The sequence below is a fragment of the Brevundimonas sp. GW460-12-10-14-LB2 genome (assembly GCF_001636925.1).
Classification (GTDB): Bacteria; Pseudomonadota; Alphaproteobacteria; order Caulobacterales; family Caulobacteraceae; genus Brevundimonas; species Brevundimonas vesicularis.
The window spans coordinates 2,102,302-2,118,481 of record NZ_CP015511.1 but is presented as its reverse complement, the minus strand read 5'-3'; the positions used below and the strand labels follow the sequence as shown (position 1 = coordinate 2,118,481).

Here is a 16,180-nt window from a genome sequence, read left to right as displayed (position 1 = left end):
TCCGCCCATGAGCACGCCGTCCGCACCTGAGGGCCGTTACGCCTCGTTCGAGGCCTTCTATCCCTATTACATCCACGAGCATTCCAACCGGACGTGTCGGCGCATCCACGTCGTCGGCACCTTTCTGGTGATCTCGGCCTTCGTCGCCTTCGTGGCGACGCGGAACGCCTGGTGGCTGCTGGCCATGCCGGTGCTGGGCTACGGCTTCGCCTGGGTCGGGCATTTCTTCTTCGAAAAGAACCGGCCCGCGACGTTCAAATATCCGCTGTGGAGCCTGATGGGCGACTTTCGCCTGTTCTTCGAGACGGTGACCGGCAAGCGCCGCTTTTGAGGCCTGCATTTCAAGCTGCACGGTTCGGCGAAACGGAATAGTCTCGCCCTGCGGCGTTGCGCCGCTGCTGGAGGGAGCATCATGAAATCCATCGCCGTCATCGCCGCTGCGTCCGTGCTGCTCGCCCCTGGGGTCAGCCTGGCCCAGAAGAGCGGGGCCAAGCCCGACTTCACCCTGGACCCCAACTACGGTTCGGTGCGGCTGGAGGCCGGCTTCACGCCGGATCCCTGGACCAAGTCCATCCTGGCGGGCGGTTCGATCGCCGCCTCGGCCGCCCAATCGGGCTGTGAGGGCAAGGTTAGCGCTGCGCCCGATCTGCAACTGAACTTCGAAGCCGGGGATCTGGACCTGACCATCAAGGCGGTCGCCAGCGAGGACACCACGCTGCTGGTCAACAGCCCCGGCGGCCGCTGGTACTGCGACGACGACAGCGGCGGCGACCTGGACCCGATGGTGACCATCTCCAATCCCGAGAGCGGCCGTTACGACATCTGGCTGGGCACCTATAACGACAACATGGTCCAGTCGACGCTGCAGATCAGCGAACTGGGCGGCACGGACACGACGGCCGGCGCGGCGCCCAATATCGATCTTGAGCCCAACTACGGCACGGCCAATCTGCGCGGCGGCTTTACGCCCGACCCCTGGACCAAGTCGATCCTGGCCGGCGGCTCCTCGCCCGCCTCGGCCGCGAAGCCGGGCTGCGAAGGTTCGGTCAGTTCAGCCCCGGACATCCAGATCTTCTTCGAGCCGGGCGACGCCGATCTGACCTTCCGCGTCCGCGCAGACGAGGACACCACCCTGCTGATCAATACGCCCAACGGCCGTTTCTACTGCGACGACGACGGCGCGGGCGGCGTCGATCCGAAGGTGACGATCACCAACCCCCAGAGCGGCCGCTACGACATATGGGTCGGCACCTATAACGGCTCGATGGTCCAGTCGACGCTGGAAGTGTCCGAGCTGGACTGATCGGCGCAAGGCTTCAGACATGAAAACGCCGGCTGACCTTCGCGGTCAGCCGGCGTTTTTCATGATCGGCCGGATCAGTTGGAAGCGGTAGTCCAGGCCGGGGGGCAACCGTCGAAATCGCCGGCGTCCACGATGGTCAGGGTGCGCATGTTCAGGCGCTGCGCCTGGTTCATCGAGCCACGACCGTTGCCGGTATAGAGGTCGATTTTCTGGCCCTTGATCGCGCCGCCGGTGTCGGAGGCGTACCAGTAGCCGTCGTGGATCGAACCGTCGGCCAAACGCATGCCGACCGTTTCGCGGATGAACAGCTTGGTGCGGCGCGGGATCACACGGGGATCGACCGCGACGGTGCGCATGGCGATCGGACGGCAACCCAGCGAATCGTTGCCCGTCGCGCCGCCGCCGCCTGCGTGATAGAGGCGCGCCGACGCGCGCCAGTCCGGATCGGAGGCCATCAGCTCGGCCTGTTCGGCGTTCAGGGCGGTCTCGACTTCATCGGAACCGACGATGGCGGCAGGGGTTTCAGTCCTGACTTGATCCGCCGCTACGACGTCATTGTAGGGGACAGGCCCGCTCGTCACAGACGATACGGCAGCCCAAAGCATGGCGATAGCAGCGGAGGCGCCGATCATGAGTTTCGCTCAGGAGACACCGGCTCCCAACGCCGCCGGCGCTGGCCTTGTCGCGTTAACCTGTGGCGAGAAAGTGGCGAAACCCGCCTTGGTGTCGTCTGTTACGATTTGTTTCTAGGTTAATAGCCTGTTTTTTATAACCTATTTATCCCCAACCTTCACGCTTAGGAACGACGCTACCGGTCGTCAGAACTTGAAGTTCAGGCCCGCCTGAAGCACCGGCAGGACCTTGTAATCATCGGCCTCGGCCTGAATCTCACGCTCTTCCTGATCCAAACGCGAACGGAAGGTAGGGTCGTTCGACAGCGTCCCGCCGCGAGCGTCCAGATCCACTTGCGGCGCATCGCCAAAGGCCGCGCCAGCCAGAATGCGGAAGCCGAGCCTTCCGCCGCGCGTAAAGGTGTTGTCATAGCCCAGGCCGAAGAAGGGCGCGGTGCTCTCCAGGTCGATGCGGCCGGTCAATGTCCCGACTTGGGCCGGTGTGAAGGTCGCGCCGCCGACATTGACGTTCCCGGTGGGCGTCGCATCCAGATCGACCTTGCGATCGCCGAAATAGGCCCCGCCCGAGATCAGAAAGCCGTTGCGGAACGGATGCAGGTCCACAAAGGCGCCTGGCGACTTGAAGTCGATCTTGGCGTCGTAATCGATGCCCTTGTAGGTCTGGTCCCGATCCCATTTCAGCACGTCATAGCCGCCGCGCAGCACCACGACCGGGCTGAGCGCGAACTGGGCCTGAAGGCCGGCGCCCGGCGTGCCGGCCTGGGCGCCGACGGCGAACCGGCAGTCAGCCTGCGCCAGGGCCGATGTGGCGGGCAGGGCGGCCGCGATGACGGCGGCGATCAGCGGGGTCTTCATGGCGTGCAGGTCCGAAACGGCAGGGTTCTCTTAACCTTGCCGGCCAGCTCTGAAGATTGGGTTACGCCGCCCAGTCGCCGGGCGCCGTGTCACGCCTCGCTTCGGCCTCGCGCACAGCCTCCACCGCTCGATCCAGCACCTCCAGGCCGGCGCCGGGCTTGATCGCCTCGACCGTCAGAATGCGACGGAACGCCCGCGCGCCCGGCCGGCCGTGCATCAACCCCAGCATATGCCGCGCCATCGCGGGCAGGGCGACGCCTTCCTCCAGGCGCGCGGCCATATAGGGCCGATAGCGCTCCAGCGCGGCGAAGGCGTCGGTGTCCTCGACCGGCGCGCCAAACAGGCGACGATCCGCCTGACCCAGGATGGCCGGCTCGTGATAGGCGGCGCGACCCAGCATGACCCCGTCCAGCTTGACGCCGTCGATCTCGGCCAGATGGGCCTCGGCCGCGTCCATTGAGGCGATGCCCCCATTGATCGAGATGTTCAGATGCGGCCGCTCGCGCTTCAGCCGGCGCACCAGATCATAGCTCAGCGGCGGCACGTCGCGGTTCTCCTTGGGCGACAACCCCTTCAGCCAGGCCTTGCGCGCATGGACGACGAAGACGTCGATCCCGACGGCGGCGCAGGCGTCCACCGTGGCGAACAGGCTGACGGCCGGGTCCTGATCGTCCACGCCGATGCGGCATTTGACGGTCGCGGGCACGCTGACGGCCCCCTTGATCGCCGCCATACAGTCGGCCACCAGCTCGGGCTCGCGCATCAGACAGGCGCCGAACCGACCCGACTGCACCCGGTCCGACGGGCAGCCGACGTTCAGATTGATCTCGTCATAGCCGAACGCCTCGCCGACCTTGGCGGCCTCGGCCAGCTGGGCCGGATCCGACGCGCCCAGCTGCAAGGCCACCGGATGCTCCAGCGCATCGAACCCCAGCAGCCGCTGGCGATCCCCATGCAACACCGCCGGCGCCGTCACCATCTCGGTGTAAAGCAGCGCCCTGCGCGTCAAAACCCTGTGGAACGCCCGGCAATACCGATCGGTCCAGTCCATCATCGGGGCGATGGACAGCGTGCGGGAGGTGTTCAGGGACATAGGGTTGCGGCTTGACCGGCGATGCAGGGGCGACTGCGGGTGCCCATACGCCATTTCCGCGCTGCCGTGAAATCAGAGCTCCCAATGCACAGGTGTAGCCGGAGAGGCGTCCCGTGCCGGATCACACGGGACGCTTTGGTCAGGCCTAGCGACGGACGCGCAGTTCCAGTTCGGCGATGCGGCGGCTCAGGTAGGCCGCGTCGTCGGACGAGGGGCTGGTGCGGCTGTAGGCGGCGTCCAGGCGGGCGAGGTCGCCGGCCTCGACGCGGATGTCGGCGGCCTCGGAGCGGCTGACGGCGCCCGAGCGTTCGGCGGCGGTCAGGGCGGTTTCCAGGTTCGCCAGACGGGTGCGGGCGGGCAGGTTGGCGGTTGGCGTCTGTCCGGCTGGGCCGTCGCCGACGCGCAGGTCCAAGGCGTCCAGACGGGCGTCCAGATCGGCGCGCTCGCTGGCGCTGATCGATCCATCGGCGCTGTAGCGGCTCTCCAGCTGGATCAGGGCCTGATAGTCGGATTTCAGGCGTGTCGCCTCGGTGCGGGTGATGCGGCGCGCGGTCACGGCGGCGTTGACGCGGGTGTCGAACTCCGCACGGCCCTGGGCCACGGTGTCCATGTCGGCATAGCCCGAGGCGCCGGCTTCCAGCGTCTGGGTCAGGGCGGTGTAGCGGGCGTTCAGATCCGCGCGTTCCTGGGCCGAGATGCCGCCGACGGCGTATTGGTTCTCCAGATCAACCAGGGCCGCGTAGTCCGCGCGCAGGCGCGTGGCGGCCGAGGCGGAGACGCCGCCGGCGCGCACGCTGGCGTCCACGCGGGTGGAGAACTGGCTCTGGCCGTCACGCAGCGGACGGCCGCCGCGCAGCCAGGCCTGATCCATGGCCGACAGGCCCAAACGATCGCCGAACAGGGCGCCCACGACCGCACCCAGCCGATCCTGGGTCGTCGAGGGGTATTGCGTCTGGGCGACTGCAGCGCCGCCCGCGAGGGTCAGGGCGGTGGTGGCGATCAGGGCGAGGCGGACGTTGCGCATGGGAAGGTTTCTTGTCGGTTGATGTCAGCCGACAAAACGATGGTCGTCCGGCTTGGTTGCCTGCCTGCGTCTCAGTCGCGGATGAAGTGCGGCACGAAACGCGAGGTGTTCCGGGTGATGCGGCCCGTATCCTCGCGCAGGCTGATGCCCGCCGGTTCGGTTCCCACCACCCAAGACCCGACGATCACATGGTTGCCGTCGAACAGGGGCGGGTCGCACAGCGCCTGGCGGATGTGACGCCCTGCGCCATAGCCGCCGTCCACCACCTCTGCAGCGCTGACGCCCTGGTCGATCAGTTCAACATTGTCGCCTTCGCGCGAGAACAACGGCTTGCGCACATAGGATGACCCCAGCGCCGCCTCGGCCGGATCGCCCTCGAAATAGCTTTCCAGTAGGTTGGGGTGGCCCGCATGCCGCTGCCACAACAACGGCAGTATGGCCTTGTTGGACAGGATGCTCTTCCACGCCGGCTCCAGCACGGTCACGTCCGCCGTCGGCAGGGGCGCGGCGTAGTCGTCTCGCAGCATCTGCTCCCAGGGATAGAGCTTGAACATCGCCTGGATGATCCAGTTCTCGTGATCGACGAACCGGCCGTCGGCGTTCAGCCCGATCTGGTCGATGGCGACGAACTGGGGCTCCAGCCCGGCCTGCTGGGCCAGGTCTTCCAGAAAGCGCACGGTCTGGCGATCCTCGACGAAATCGGCGTCCGAGGCGAAATGCACGAAGCCGCCGTTCGGGAAGATGGCGCGGAAGCGATCGACCAGCTTTTCATGCAGGCTGTTGAACTGATCCGCATCCGCGGGCAGGGCGCCGGCCTTGATCTGGTCCTCCAGCCAAAGCCATTGAAACACCGCCGTCTCATAGATGCTGGTCGGGGTGTCGGCGTTGTATTCATACAGCTTGGCCGGCCCCGTCCCGTCATAGGCGAAGTCGAACCGGCCATAGAGGGACGGGTCGCCCCGCTTCCAGCTGTCGGCCACATAGTCCCGCATGGTCTCGGGAATATCGAGCTGCTCCATCAGCCGCTCGGACTGGACGGCCTCGTTGACCAGCTCCAGGCACAGGCCGTGCAGTTCCTCGGTCGGCGCCTCGATCCCGTCCTCGATCTCGGCCAGCGAAAAGGCATAGGCCGCCGTCTCGTCCCAATAGGGCTTGCCGTCGGTGTGGCGCCAGGTGAAGCCGAGTTCCTCGGCCTTGGCGTCCCAGTCGGTGCGGGGATCGAAGCGCAGACGCTCCATGGATCAGGCCGGGTCTTTGTCAGGCGTGGATTGGCCGATGCGCGGCGTGACCACGGTCACCTCCGGCTGGCTCAGGCGGGCCAGGACGTCGTCGGCCGAGGAGTGACCGGGCAGGATGCCGGCCTCGCGCAGCTTGGCGTCCAGATCGGCGCCGGTGCGGCGATCCTCCAGCGCCTGGCTGGCGTTCAGCTTCTCTTCCTGGATCGCCTGGCGCTGTTTGATGCGTTGCAGGCTGTCCGCCGCCGAGCCGATGCGCGACTGGGCGCCGGCCGAGTTCAGGGCGACCGACGTCTGGGCCTTCTGGACGGAATCGTTGACCTTGACGATGTCGATCTCGCGACGAAGCGTCTCGATCTTCTGGTCGGTCGAGGCGATGGCCGTGCGCAGACGCGTCTCGGCCGTCTTCATGTCCTCGATCAGCGGGCCGCGGCTGGTGATCTCGACCTCCAGCTCGGCGATGCGGCCGGCGACCTCGCGCGCCAGATCGGTCTTGCCCTGACCCAGGGCGGTGCGGGCCGAGCTTTCGTATTTGGCGATCTGGTCCCTGAACGATGCAAGTTCGTTTTCCGCCATGCGGCGGCGCGCCACCAGGCCGGCCAGGTCGTCTCTGGCCTTGCCTTGCGCGTTGTCGGCGTCGCGGATTTCCTGGTCGAGGATCTTCAGCGCATTGGCGTCGACGACGCCCTGGGCCGCATCGTGGGCCGTGCCGCGGAACAGGGCGGACAGTTTTCTGAGCATGGACATGGTCGGTCTTCCGGGATCAGGCGGCGTCGGCGCCGAAGGTTTCACGCAGTTCGGTGGCGTCGATCGCATTCTCGGCCAGGGTGCGCAGTTCGATCAGGATGGTCTGAAGCGTCGTCTTGCAAGAGAGTTCGCCCATCAGCTCATACACGTCTTCGCCACCGACATTGGTGATGGCGAAGTTGGACAGGGGCACCACGCGCTGGGCCTTCAGCAGGAAGTCGTTGAAGGCATGGCGATCCTTCTGCTCAGACACCGGCCACAGCAGGACCGAGCAGACGATCTGGGCGCCGCCGACGCTCAGATAGACCGGCAGGTCGCCGTATTCGTGCATGGTCGCCAGCAGCACCGGCTCGGCGCCCTCGACCACGCGCAGGGTCATTTCGCCGTCACGCAGCAGGGTTGAGCCGTCCAGCGCCGCCTTGATGGCGGGCACGGTCCAGGGGGTCTCGATCACGGCGTCCATTTGATGGTCGTCTCCAGGGGGGATGGAATCGGAAGTGGGGCGGCGCGGGCGCCCCGCAAGCTGCGGTCCGCGTGTTGAATCGGTGACGATGGCGCGAACGGCCGCCTTGACGTCGTCGCGGGCGGCGGCCGGCACCCAAAGCTCCAGCTTGACCAAGCCGGCCTCACGACGCGCCTGTCGCCACGCACGGATGCGGTCGTTGGCGGTGGAAGAGGGCGATCCGTCGTTTGGCATATCGTTACATGAAACGCGTAACATGAACGCTTGACTTGACGCAAGATCGGACGGAATGTCGCGCCATGAACCGCCTCATTCGGTCGCATCGCTTCTGTTCGCTCGCCGTCGGCGCGCATCGGGCCTAGATAGTCGCCCATGTTCAAGAAGCTTTTCGGATCGTCGGAGAAGGTCGCGCCTGCCAATCGATTGGCGACGGTGCGCAACATCACCGTGGGCCGCACCGTGTCGCTGGACCCGCTGGCCTGGCGCCGGCTGGGCGACGAGACCCAGTTCGCTCTGGATCGCGACGTGCTGGACATCTCGGCCCAGGGGTTGGTCAGCCTGGACAGCGGCCAGTTCGTCCATCGATTCTACACCGACGACCACGTCATGCTTCAGGCCATGAGCGACGACGAGGCCGGTCTGGAATCCTACGACTTCAGCCTGTTCGTGCCCTGGACCTCGGCCTATCCGCCGGGCGAGCGCGAACGCCGCATCTGGCGCGATCGGTTGTCGGCGCCGGTCTTTCACGGCGCGGCCGAGGAGCTGCCCGACTATCCCCGGTTCTGGTTCGCCGAGAGCGACGCCATCCAGCCGCCCGTCACCCTGTGGGAGACGATCTGGGACGACCGCGCCGCGACCGCGCCCTATGCCAAGATCTTCCAGACCTGCATGCTGTATGCGCGCGAACTGGGCGGCGGGCGCGAGCTGATGCTGGCCCTGGAGCAGCAGCCCGAGGGCGGCGACACCACGCACGAAATCATGATCGGCATTCCGCTGGAAATGGCCGAGTTCCGCGCCTGAGCACGCAATCCGAAGGGGGCAAGACCGATGTTCGACTGGTTCATTTTTCAGCAGGGGGCGATCGCCTTCCTGATCGCCTTCGCCATGGCGGGCGCCTTCACCCTGGCCTTCAAGCTGATCTACCAGTGGGTCACGCCGTATCACGAGCATACGCTGATCCGTGAGGGGAACACGGCCGCCGCCATTGCGCTCGGGGGCGCCCTGATCGGCTATGTCCTGCCTCTGGCCTCGGCGCTGTCGCACACCGTCAGCCTGATGGAGTTCGCGGCCTGGGCGCTGCTGGCCGGCGTGATCCAGATCGTCGTCTTCGTCGCCATCAGCCGCATGGCCTTCCGCAATCTGGTCGTCCGCATCGAGGCGGGCGAGATCGCCGCGGCCGTCTATCTGGCCTCCATCTCCATCTGCGTCGGCCTGCTCAACGCCGCCTGCATGACGTCGTGACCGCCATGACCGATCCCAAAGACCTGCCCCAGAACCTGGCCAAGACCGACACCATGCGCCGGCTCAAGCGCTCGCGCGTCCTGCACGTGAGCAGCCTGATGGCGACGGCCAGCTTCTCGCTGGCCGCCTGCGGCTCGCCCCAGCGCGTGCCGGCGCCCGAGCCCGAGCCGACCCTGGCCTATCAGTCGCTGGACGAATGCAAGGCCGCCAACGACATTCCCGACAACGAATGCGACGCCGCCCTGGCCAAGGCTCAGCAGGAGGCCGCCAAGACCGCGCCGCGCTACGCCACCCGCGAGGAGTGCGAGGGCCAGTGGGGACCGTCGCAGTGCCAGCCGAACAATAACGGCGGCTCCTTCTTCAGCCCGCTGCTGACCGGCTTCATCGTCGGCCAGCTGCTGAACGGCGGCGGCTATCGCGGCGGCGGACCGCTGTATCGCGACCGCGAAGGGCGGCTGTCGAACGGCTACGGCGGCGGCTACGCCTACCGCGACTATCGCACCGGCAAGACCCTGACCAATGCGCGCGAGCATGGCGACGTGGCCCGTCAGGCCCCGACGCGGGTGCAGAGCCGCACCACCGTCGTCTCGCGCGGCGGCTTCGGCGGCGGCGGCCGAGGCTACGGCGGCTGATACAGTTCTGGCGCCGGGCGCCGGTCTTCCCCTAATAGGGATCGCCTCACGCTTCACGACAGACCGGACCGCCCCGCCTCATGACCGCATCGCCGCCCCCGAACCTAGAGCCTGATCGGCTGAGGGGGGATCGCTTCGCGATCCCGCTGATGCCGTGAATCAGGCTCCAGAGGATGCTGGAGCGAAATCTGAGCCGCGTCGGACTGCGTCCAACGCAACCGATTTCGCTCTAGGCCTGGACGTCGAAAGCTGGGGCGACCCCGAGGATCCCATCGTCCTGCTGATCGGCGCGCCCGAGCATCTGTCCGGCGACTGGCGCCGGTCGGTGCGCGCGCTGGTCGAGGCCGGCCGCCACGTCATGCTCGCAGCCGATTTTGATAAAGCGGACGACAGCTCCGCCGCCCTGCGTCGACTGCTGACCGAGCTTTCCTCTCGCCCGGCCATCGTCTGTTCCGACACGACACTGGCGGCCGTCGTCCCTGCGCTCGCCGTCACCGGCCCGGCCCTCGCCAGCTGCCTGATGGTCGTCGTCGAAGGGCAGGGGGCTGTCTCGCCCGAGCTTGAGACACAGTTGGCCGGCGTTCCGATCCAGACGATCGCGCGCGCCGAGGCGTCCGACGCGGTCGAGGCCGAGAACGCCGCCCTCCTGGGCTTCCTCGAACGCCACGCCCCGCGCGACGCCCTGCATTATCAGGCCGGCTCCGACCCGCGCACCCTGCGCGACGCCTTGGGCTGTTTCGCCACCGGCGTGACGGTGGTCACGACCCTGGACAAGGCCGGACGGCCTGTCGGCCTGACCGCCAACTCCTTCTCCTCGGTGTCGCTGGATCCGCCGCTGATCCTGTTCTGCCTGGCCCGCTCGTCCACCAATGTCGACCGCTTCCGCCAGGCCGAACATTTCGCCATCAACGTCCTGCATATCGGCCAGCAGCCGACCTCCGGCGTCTTCGCCCGGTCCCAGGCCGACCGGTTCCAGGACGTGGCGTGGGAGACATGGGACACCGGCGCGCCCATCCTCTCGGGCGCCCTGGCCAGCTTCGAATGCGGAACCGAGCAGATCGTCGAGGCCGGCGATCACCTGGTCATCATCGGCCGGGTCAGGCGCGCCCGGTTCGAGCCGCGCCGCGATCCGCTGCTCTATTTCCGGGGCAAGTATCGGCGGCTGCACTTTTCCTGACCGGCCGGGATCGCTATCTCTCGCCCGAAATAGAGGAAGCCGTCCCCATGTCCGCGACCACGTCCGCCGATCCCGTCGTCATCGTCTCCTACGCCCGCACCCCGATGGGCGGTTTCCAGGGGGCGCTGTCCGATGCCAAGTCCACTGACCTGGGCGCTGTGGCGGTCAAGGCGGCGCTGGACCGCGCGGGCCTCGATCCGCACAAAGTCGAGCAGATCATCATGGGCTGCGTCCTGCCTGCGGGCCTGGGCCAGGCGCCGGCGCGTCAGGCGGGCATGGGCGCGGGCCTGCCCACCTCGACCGAGGCCACCACCATCAACAAGATGTGCGGCTCGGGCATGCAGGCGGCCATGATGGCGCACGATGCGCTGGCCGCGGGTTCGGCCGACGTGATCGTGGCGGGCGGCATGGAGTCCATGACCAACGCCCCGTATCTGATGCAAAAGCACCGGGGCGGCGCCCGCATCGGTCACGACGTCATTTCCGACAGCATGTATCTGGACGGGCTGGAGGACGCCTACACCCCCGGCAAACTGATGGGCCAGTTCGCCGAGGACACGGCCAAGGACTATCAGTTCACCCGCGAGCAGCAGGACGCCTACGCCATCGAAAGCGCCGGCCGGGCCAAGCGCGCCCAGGAGACAGGCGCCTTCGACGCCGAAATCGCCTCGGTCGAGGTCAAGACGCGCAAAGGTCCCGTCACCGTCGACCGCGACGAACAGCCGACCCGGTCCGACCCGTCCAAGATCCCCAATCTGAAGCCCGCGTTCGGAAAGGACGGCACCATCACCGCCGCCTCGGCCGCCTCGATCTCGGACGGCGCCGCCGCCCTGGTCATGATGCGCCAGTCGACGGCCCAGGCCCTGGGCCTGACACCCATCGCCCGCGTCGTCAGCCAGGCCGCCCACGCCCACGAGCCGCACCTGTTCACCACCGCCCCGGTCTTCGCCCTGCAAAAGGCGCTGAAGAAGGCGGGCTGGAGCGCGGACGACGTCGATCTGTGGGAGGTCAACGAGGCCTTCGCCATCGTGCCGATGATCGCCATGCAGGAACTCGGCATTCCCCACAACAAGATCAACGTCAACGGCGGCGCCTGCGCCCTGGGCCACCCGCTCGGCGCCTCCGGCGCCCGCGTCCTCACCACCCTCCTGTCCGCCCTGAAAGCCCACGGCAAGACCAAGGGCATGGCCGCCCTGTGCATCGGCGGCGGCGAAGCCACCGCGATGGGCGTGGAGTTGGTCTAGGGCCGGCGTGTTGTCTTGAGCGAACGCTGCGAGCGTCCTCTTCGGGTGGCTAGCATATCTAGTTGCTGGAGGCCTGCTTGCGTTAAGTGCGGCCAATCGTGAATGAAATCACGGTTTGGTCGCCGTTCTCGTGAAACGCGATATCGCGCCCGTCCACCTGGCGACAACTGCTGCAGCCAAGCAAGTCCCAACTGGCGGTCGCGGGCTTGCCAATGGCCGAAGGCCATCGTGCGTATGGCAGATCTCGAGGCGGAGTGAGCGCATCGCAGGGACGTAGCAAAGCGGATTCGACAGCCGACCTGATCTCTGGGTCTCGAAATAATGCGCTGCTCAATGTGAGCCGGATGCAAAGCTCCAGTTCGCGGCAGTCTTGATTGTCGCCTGGACCGAGCAGCGCACATCCCTGCTGCAGCGAGAAGAACTGCTGGAGCGAGTCGTCCGCGCAAAGGCCGGACTTGCCGATCGTATAGGCCTTGTCGCCGAAGGCTTCGTAGAAGCCCTTTCCCAGCTTTTTCCGGATGACTGCTTCCGTCGCCGCCGCCCGGAATGCATCGCCATAAGGAGCGGGATCGTACCCGATCAAAGGTGGCCCTTTCGGAAATGGAGCGCATCCGGCGAGAGCGAGGAGACCGAGGGCGAGAAGGGATCGGAGGCTCATAAATGCACTCTGATCGGGCCGCCGAAAAAGCTCAACAGTTCGCGCTCGCAGCCTACGGGCAGAAGGTCTCGGATAGGCCGAAAACCGCAGCAGCTTTTCGGCTGGCCATATATGCCAAAGCCTTAAGCCGCGAACGCCGCCCGGATCGGCTGCACGGTCTGATCCGGGCGTTTGACCGGCAGGTCGAAGCTGACGACCGTGCCGACGCCCGGCTGGCTTTCCATGCTCAGCTGGCCGCCGTGCATCTCGATCAGGGACTTGGTCAAGGCTAGGCCCAGGCCGGTGCCTTGAGTGGTCTTGGAATGCTGGCCCTCGACCTGTTCGAACGGGCGGGCGAGGCGCACCAGGTCTTCGGGCGCGATGCCGATGCCGGTGTCGGCGCAGGCGACGCGGACGCGGTCCTCGCCCTCGGCCCCGACGAAGGGTTTCAGCGACACGACGATGGAGCCGCCCTCGGGCGTGAACTTCACCGCGTTGGAGATCAGGTTCAGCATCACCTGTTTGACGCCGCGCTGATCGGCCTCGATGTCGGGCAGGTCGCCGGCCTCGACCGCGATCTTCAGGCCCGCGTCCTGCACCTTGCCGCGCATCAGCCGCACCGCGTCCTCGCATACCTCGCGCAAGGACACCGGCTCATAGTGCAGGGTCATCTTGCCGGCCTCGATCTTGGCCATGTCTAGGACGTCGTTGATCAGGCTGAGCAGGTGCTGGCCCGACTTCAGGATGTCGCCGGCGTAGCCCTTGTATTTCTCGTTCAGCGGCCCGAACAACTCGCTGGCCATGATCTCCGAGAAACCGTTGATGGCGTTCAGCGGCGTGCGCAGCTCGTGGCTCATATTGGCCAGGAACTCGGACTTGGCCTGGTTGGCGGCCTCGGCCCGGGTCATGGCCACCTCGTATTTACGCGCCAGCAACGACAGCTTTTCCTGGCTGGATTCCAGCTGATCGACGGTGGCCCGCAGATCGTCGGCGGCGCGGCGGCGCTCGGCCTCCTGGCGTTTGATGGCGGTGATGTCGGCGGCGGTGACGACCGAGCCGCCTTCGGAGGTGAACCGCTCGGACAGTTGCAGCCAGCGCCCGTCGTTCAGCTCGACCTCGCGCAGGCCCGCACGACCGCTGGCCGGACGATGCTCGGCCTTGATGGCCAGGCCGGCGATCCGGTTCAGCTCGTCCTTCATGGCGCCGCGCCGCACCACGCCGTGATCGAAGCCGAAGGCGTCCTCGAACGCTTGGTTCCACAGGATCAGCCGCCCCTGACGATCGAACAGGACGAAGGCCTCGGAGATGCTCTCCACCCCGTCGCGCAGCCGGCTTTCGGCGGCCTGGGCGGCGGCCTTGGCGCGCCGGGCCTCGGTGATGTCCAACGCCACGCCCAGGATGGCGGAAAAGCCCATGTCGCCGCGCTCGCCGCGCGCCTGGCCCCGCGCGTCGATCCACCGCGCTCGCCCGTCCGGTCCCGCCACCGGGAAGGTGATCTCAAAGGCGCCATAGGCCGCCGCCTGGCGCAGGGCGTGGCGGAAATCTTCCTGAAAGCGCGGATGGACGCGGCCGATCACATCTTCGGCGTCGGTCACACCGCCGCGCGAAAAGCCCAGCAGCGCGGCCATATAGTCCGACAGCGACACCTCGCCCTTGGCTAGATCCCACTCCCACACCCCGCACCGCGCGGCCTCGACGGCGATGCGGAACCGCTTTTCGGTGGCTACCCGTTCGCGGTGCTGGCGCGTCTGGCGCAGGCCATAGAGGACGAACAGAACCACGACCCCGACCCCCAGCAGCAGCGGCGCGAGCACCACCCAGGCGTCGTCGAAGAAGGAGGCGGTCGTCCCTTCCGAGATCGCGACGACATAGGGGCCGCCCGCGACGGTTCGAGCGGCGGCGGCGAGGCCGCCCTGGCCGCCCAGCGTCACGGTGCGCGGTTCGGCCTGGTCGACCAGGGCGGAAGGGTCGACGCCGATCAGGGTGCGGATGGGTTGGCCGATTTCGGCGGCGCGCGCGGAGGCCAGCACCACGCCGCCCGCCGACACGATCCGCGTCTCGCCGCCTTTCGGCAGGACCGGCGCGATCCGCGCCTCCAGCCTCAGGCCGTCGGCATTGGCCTGGCCGGCGACGACCGGTCCTTCGCCCTTGGCGGCCTGCACCGTCTCGCCGGGACCGACCAGGGTGAAGGCGACCTTGGGCGCGGCGGCCTGTGCGGCCTCGACGACCTCGATGGGCGGGCGCTTGGCGGCGATGGCGGTGCGGCCCGCGGCCAGGCCCGCTTCGGCCGACTGGATCAGCACCGCGGTCTGGCTGGCGACCAGCTCGGCGTTCAGCTTGAGGTTTTCGGCTTCCAGGCGGCTGATTTCCCGGGTCGGCCGGCTGAATTCGCGCGACGCCATCAGGGCATAGGCCGCCGCGATCAGCGCCAGGACCAGGACGGCGATCCGCAACCAGGCAGGCGCGCCGGCGGCGCGGTCGGAGGCGCGACGCCCCGACCGATTTTCCCGCCGCTCCTCGTCCCGCAAGCCCCGACCCTCCGACAAACACTTCGTTGTCGGAATCTAGGCTGCGTCGCGGATTCGTGTCGAGGCTCGGCGCGCGCTTTTAACGGGTTTTTAAGCGGCGGCGACCGGCGACAGCAGGCGGTCGGGCGCGGGCTCCAGCACCCGCGTCACCCCATGCAGCGTATCGCGCGCCTGTCGGGCCAGGGTCAGGACGGCCGGCGGCGCATCGTCGGGCGTCTCGGCGACCAGATCCACCAGATCCTGGGCCAGGCGCATCAGTTGGGGCGCGGCGGCGATCAGGCGGGCCTGAAACTCGATCTGCTGGGGATCGCGGTCGTATTCGGCGCCCGGCACGCGCCAACCGCCCCAGTCCGCCCGATCGGTCACGACGACCGGATAGGTGCCGGGGTGGGGGTGATGCAGGCAATCCTCGGGCAGTTGCCACTTGTTGCGCGCGCGCAGCAGCCGCCAGTCGCTTAAACTCTGATCCGAGGCCGGGTCATCGGTTGCCAGCAAAAGCTCGTTGGCGGTGAATTCGCGCCCCAGACCGACGTCATAGGTGACGCGCACGGGCTCTTCGAACCCCTTGGCCCAGACGGGCTGGACCTGTTCGATAAAGGCCCAGGCGCCGACGCACTCGACCCAGACCTTCTGACCCTTCTGGAACTGTGCGCGCGCCATGCCATCCTCCGATATTCGAAGGAACAGCATGAACGACGATCCTTGACGCCCGGTGTCGGGGCGCGGTTACGCAGGTCTTAACGCGAGATGCTTTCCAGCGTCTCGCCGGCGTATTTCTCCTTCACCCGCGTCGACAGGTCGCCCAGCGACACGACGCCGACCACCCGGCCATGTTTGTCCACGACCGGGGCGCGACGGATCTGCTTGGCGCCCATCAGGTCCAACACGACCTTCAGGTCGTCGGTGTCCAGCACCGTCTGCGGATCGCGGGTGATGAACTCCACAACCGAGGCGCTCGAGGCGGCGCCCGTGGCCAGGGCGCGCACCACGATGTCGCGGTCGGTGATGGTGCCGATCAGCTGATCGCCGTCCGCCACGGGCACGAAGCCGAAGCCGCCCTTGGCCATGCGGCTGGCCACGTCCTGGATGGTGTCGGCGGGGCGGGCCAGATGCACGTCCTTGGTCATCACGTCGCGAATCTTCATGGCG

At 67.2% G+C, this 16,180-nt stretch carries 18 protein-coding genes; 7 read left to right on the top strand and 11 right to left on the bottom strand.

The annotated features are described in order from the left end of the window. The first annotated feature begins 7 nt into the window (after window positions 1-7). Window positions 8-331 carry an Mpo1-like protein gene (locus tag A4249_RS10535; protein ID WP_066552492.1) on the top strand — a complete coding sequence of 108 codons (324 nt, stop codon included), beginning with the start codon at window positions 8-10 and terminating at the stop codon, window positions 329-331. An 81-nt stretch (window positions 332-412) separates the two neighbouring features. Next, on the top strand, window positions 413-1,303 hold the full coding sequence (locus tag A4249_RS10530; RefSeq protein WP_066552491.1) for a hypothetical protein: 891 nt from the start codon (window positions 413-415) through the stop codon (window positions 1,301-1,303). A gap of 74 nt (window positions 1,304-1,377) precedes the next feature. Here A4249_RS10530 and A4249_RS10525 read toward each other — a convergent pair whose 3' ends face one another. The 7 genes from A4249_RS10525 to A4249_RS10495 all read right to left on the bottom strand — a co-directional run bounded on the left by A4249_RS10525 (window position 1,378) and on the right by A4249_RS10495 (window position 7,586). After that, a complete protein-coding gene (locus A4249_RS10525; RefSeq protein WP_055752860.1) occupies window positions 1,378-1,935 on the bottom strand; it encodes a 3D domain-containing protein in 558 nt (185 codons plus the stop codon). Window positions 1,936-2,121: 186 nt separating this feature from the next. Then, window positions 2,122-2,790, bottom strand: a complete 669-nt coding sequence (locus tag A4249_RS10520) for a hypothetical protein (protein WP_066552488.1) — start codon at window positions 2,788-2,790, stop codon at window positions 2,122-2,124. Between the two features lie 61 nt (window positions 2,791-2,851). Next, complete coding sequence (dusA, locus tag A4249_RS10515) at window positions 2,852-3,883, bottom strand: tRNA dihydrouridine(20/20a) synthase DusA (RefSeq protein ID WP_066552487.1); 1,032 nt, start codon at window positions 3,881-3,883, stop codon at window positions 2,852-2,854. Between the two features lie 145 nt (window positions 3,884-4,028). Then, window positions 4,029-4,907 carry a hypothetical protein gene (locus tag A4249_RS10510; RefSeq protein WP_066552486.1) on the bottom strand — a complete coding sequence of 293 codons (879 nt, stop codon included), beginning with the start codon at window positions 4,905-4,907 and terminating at the stop codon, window positions 4,029-4,031. A 71-nt stretch (window positions 4,908-4,978) separates the two neighbouring features. Then, window positions 4,979-6,145: a glutathionylspermidine synthase family protein gene (locus tag A4249_RS10505; RefSeq protein ID WP_066552484.1), complete on the bottom strand. Its 1,167-nt coding sequence runs from the start codon at window positions 6,143-6,145 to the stop codon at window positions 4,979-4,981. 3 nt (window positions 6,146-6,148) lie between these two features. Further along, window positions 6,149-6,889, bottom strand: a complete 741-nt coding sequence (locus tag A4249_RS10500; protein WP_045811908.1) for a PspA/IM30 family protein — start codon at window positions 6,887-6,889, stop codon at window positions 6,149-6,151. Between the two features lie 16 nt (window positions 6,890-6,905). Further along, window positions 6,906-7,586: a DUF2170 family protein gene (locus tag A4249_RS10495; protein ID WP_066552482.1), complete on the bottom strand. Its 681-nt coding sequence runs from the start codon at window positions 7,584-7,586 to the stop codon at window positions 6,906-6,908. 138 nt (window positions 7,587-7,724) lie between these two features. On the opposite strand from A4249_RS10495, the gene A4249_RS10490 reads away from it, so the two are divergent. The 5 genes from A4249_RS10490 (at window position 7,725) to A4249_RS10470 (ending at window position 11,866) form a co-directional block, all read left to right on the top strand. Beyond that, window positions 7,725-8,372, top strand: a complete 648-nt coding sequence (locus A4249_RS10490) for a YjfK family protein (protein ID WP_066552480.1) — start codon at window positions 7,725-7,727, stop codon at window positions 8,370-8,372. 27 nt (window positions 8,373-8,399) lie between these two features. Next, window positions 8,400-8,813 carry a DUF350 domain-containing protein gene (locus A4249_RS10485; RefSeq protein ID WP_017506364.1) on the top strand — a complete coding sequence of 138 codons (414 nt, stop codon included), beginning with the start codon at window positions 8,400-8,402 and terminating at the stop codon, window positions 8,811-8,813. A gap of 5 nt (window positions 8,814-8,818) precedes the next feature. Beyond that, window positions 8,819-9,445, top strand: coding sequence for a DUF1190 domain-containing protein (locus A4249_RS10480; protein ID WP_185225069.1), 627 nt, complete (start codon window positions 8,819-8,821; stop codon window positions 9,443-9,445). Window positions 9,446-9,599: 154 nt separating this feature from the next. Then, window positions 9,600-10,622, top strand: a complete 1,023-nt coding sequence (locus A4249_RS16950) for a flavin reductase family protein (RefSeq protein WP_231868692.1) — start codon at window positions 9,600-9,602, stop codon at window positions 10,620-10,622. A 47-nt stretch (window positions 10,623-10,669) separates the two neighbouring features. Further along, entirely contained in the window at window positions 10,670-11,866 is a 1,197-nt protein-coding gene (locus tag A4249_RS10470) for an acetyl-CoA C-acyltransferase (protein WP_066552478.1), read from the top strand. 82 nt (window positions 11,867-11,948) lie between these two features. Here the strand turns inward: A4249_RS10470 and A4249_RS10465 are convergent, their stop codons facing one another. The 4 genes from A4249_RS10465 to A4249_RS10450 form a co-directional block, all read right to left on the bottom strand. After that, on the bottom strand, window positions 11,949-12,449 hold the full coding sequence (locus A4249_RS10465; RefSeq protein ID WP_066552476.1) for a hypothetical protein: 501 nt from the start codon (window positions 12,447-12,449) through the stop codon (window positions 11,949-11,951). A 197-nt stretch (window positions 12,450-12,646) separates the two neighbouring features. Next, window positions 12,647-15,031 carry a PAS domain-containing sensor histidine kinase gene (locus tag A4249_RS10460; RefSeq protein WP_066552474.1) on the bottom strand — a complete coding sequence of 795 codons (2,385 nt, stop codon included), beginning with the start codon at window positions 15,029-15,031 and terminating at the stop codon, window positions 12,647-12,649. Between the two features lie 90 nt (window positions 15,032-15,121). Beyond that, window positions 15,122-15,691, bottom strand: coding sequence for a hypothetical protein (locus tag A4249_RS10455; RefSeq protein ID WP_066555068.1), 570 nt, complete (start codon window positions 15,689-15,691; stop codon window positions 15,122-15,124). A gap of 77 nt (window positions 15,692-15,768) precedes the next feature. Continuing rightward, the gene (locus A4249_RS10450; RefSeq protein ID WP_055752885.1) at window positions 15,769-16,176 is read right to left on the bottom strand and encodes a CBS domain-containing protein; all 408 of its coding nucleotides are present in this window, start codon (window positions 16,174-16,176) and stop codon (window positions 15,769-15,771) included. Window positions 16,177-16,180 lie beyond the last annotated feature (4 nt).

Excerpts from the sequence above, each read along its gene's own strand:
- A4249_RS10535 (WP_066552492.1), top strand. The coding sequence starts at position 8 with ATGAGCACGCCGTCCGCACCTGAGGGCCGTTACGCCTCGTTCGAGGCC.
- A4249_RS10530 (WP_066552491.1), top strand. The coding sequence starts at position 413 with ATGAAATCCATCGCCGTCATCGCCGCTGCGTCCGTGCTGCTCGCCCCT.
- A4249_RS10525 (WP_055752860.1), bottom strand. The coding sequence starts at position 1,935 with ATGATCGGCGCCTCCGCTGCTATCGCCATGCTTTGGGCTGCCGTATCG.
- A4249_RS10520 (WP_066552488.1), bottom strand. The coding sequence starts at position 2,790 with ATGAAGACCCCGCTGATCGCCGCCGTCATCGCGGCCGCCCTGCCCGCC.
- dusA (WP_066552487.1), bottom strand. The coding sequence starts at position 3,883 with ATGTCCCTGAACACCTCCCGCACGCTGTCCATCGCCCCGATGATGGAC.
- A4249_RS10510 (WP_066552486.1), bottom strand. The coding sequence starts at position 4,907 with ATGCGCAACGTCCGCCTCGCCCTGATCGCCACCACCGCCCTGACCCTC.
- A4249_RS10505 (WP_066552484.1), bottom strand. The coding sequence starts at position 6,145 with ATGGAGCGTCTGCGCTTCGATCCCCGCACCGACTGGGACGCCAAGGCC.
- A4249_RS10500 (WP_045811908.1), bottom strand. The coding sequence starts at position 6,889 with ATGTCCATGCTCAGAAAACTGTCCGCCCTGTTCCGCGGCACGGCCCAC.
- A4249_RS10495 (WP_066552482.1), bottom strand. The coding sequence starts at position 7,586 with ATGCCAAACGACGGATCGCCCTCTTCCACCGCCAACGACCGCATCCGT.
- A4249_RS10490 (WP_066552480.1), top strand. The coding sequence starts at position 7,725 with ATGTTCAAGAAGCTTTTCGGATCGTCGGAGAAGGTCGCGCCTGCCAAT.
- A4249_RS10485 (WP_017506364.1), top strand. The coding sequence starts at position 8,400 with ATGTTCGACTGGTTCATTTTTCAGCAGGGGGCGATCGCCTTCCTGATC.
- A4249_RS10480 (WP_185225069.1), top strand. The coding sequence starts at position 8,819 with ATGACCGATCCCAAAGACCTGCCCCAGAACCTGGCCAAGACCGACACC.
- A4249_RS10470 (WP_066552478.1), top strand. The coding sequence starts at position 10,670 with ATGTCCGCGACCACGTCCGCCGATCCCGTCGTCATCGTCTCCTACGCC.
- A4249_RS10455 (WP_066555068.1), bottom strand. The coding sequence starts at position 15,691 with ATGGCGCGCGCACAGTTCCAGAAGGGTCAGAAGGTCTGGGTCGAGTGC.
- A4249_RS10450 (WP_055752885.1), bottom strand. The coding sequence starts at position 16,176 with ATGAAGATTCGCGACGTGATGACCAAGGACGTGCATCTGGCCCGCCCC.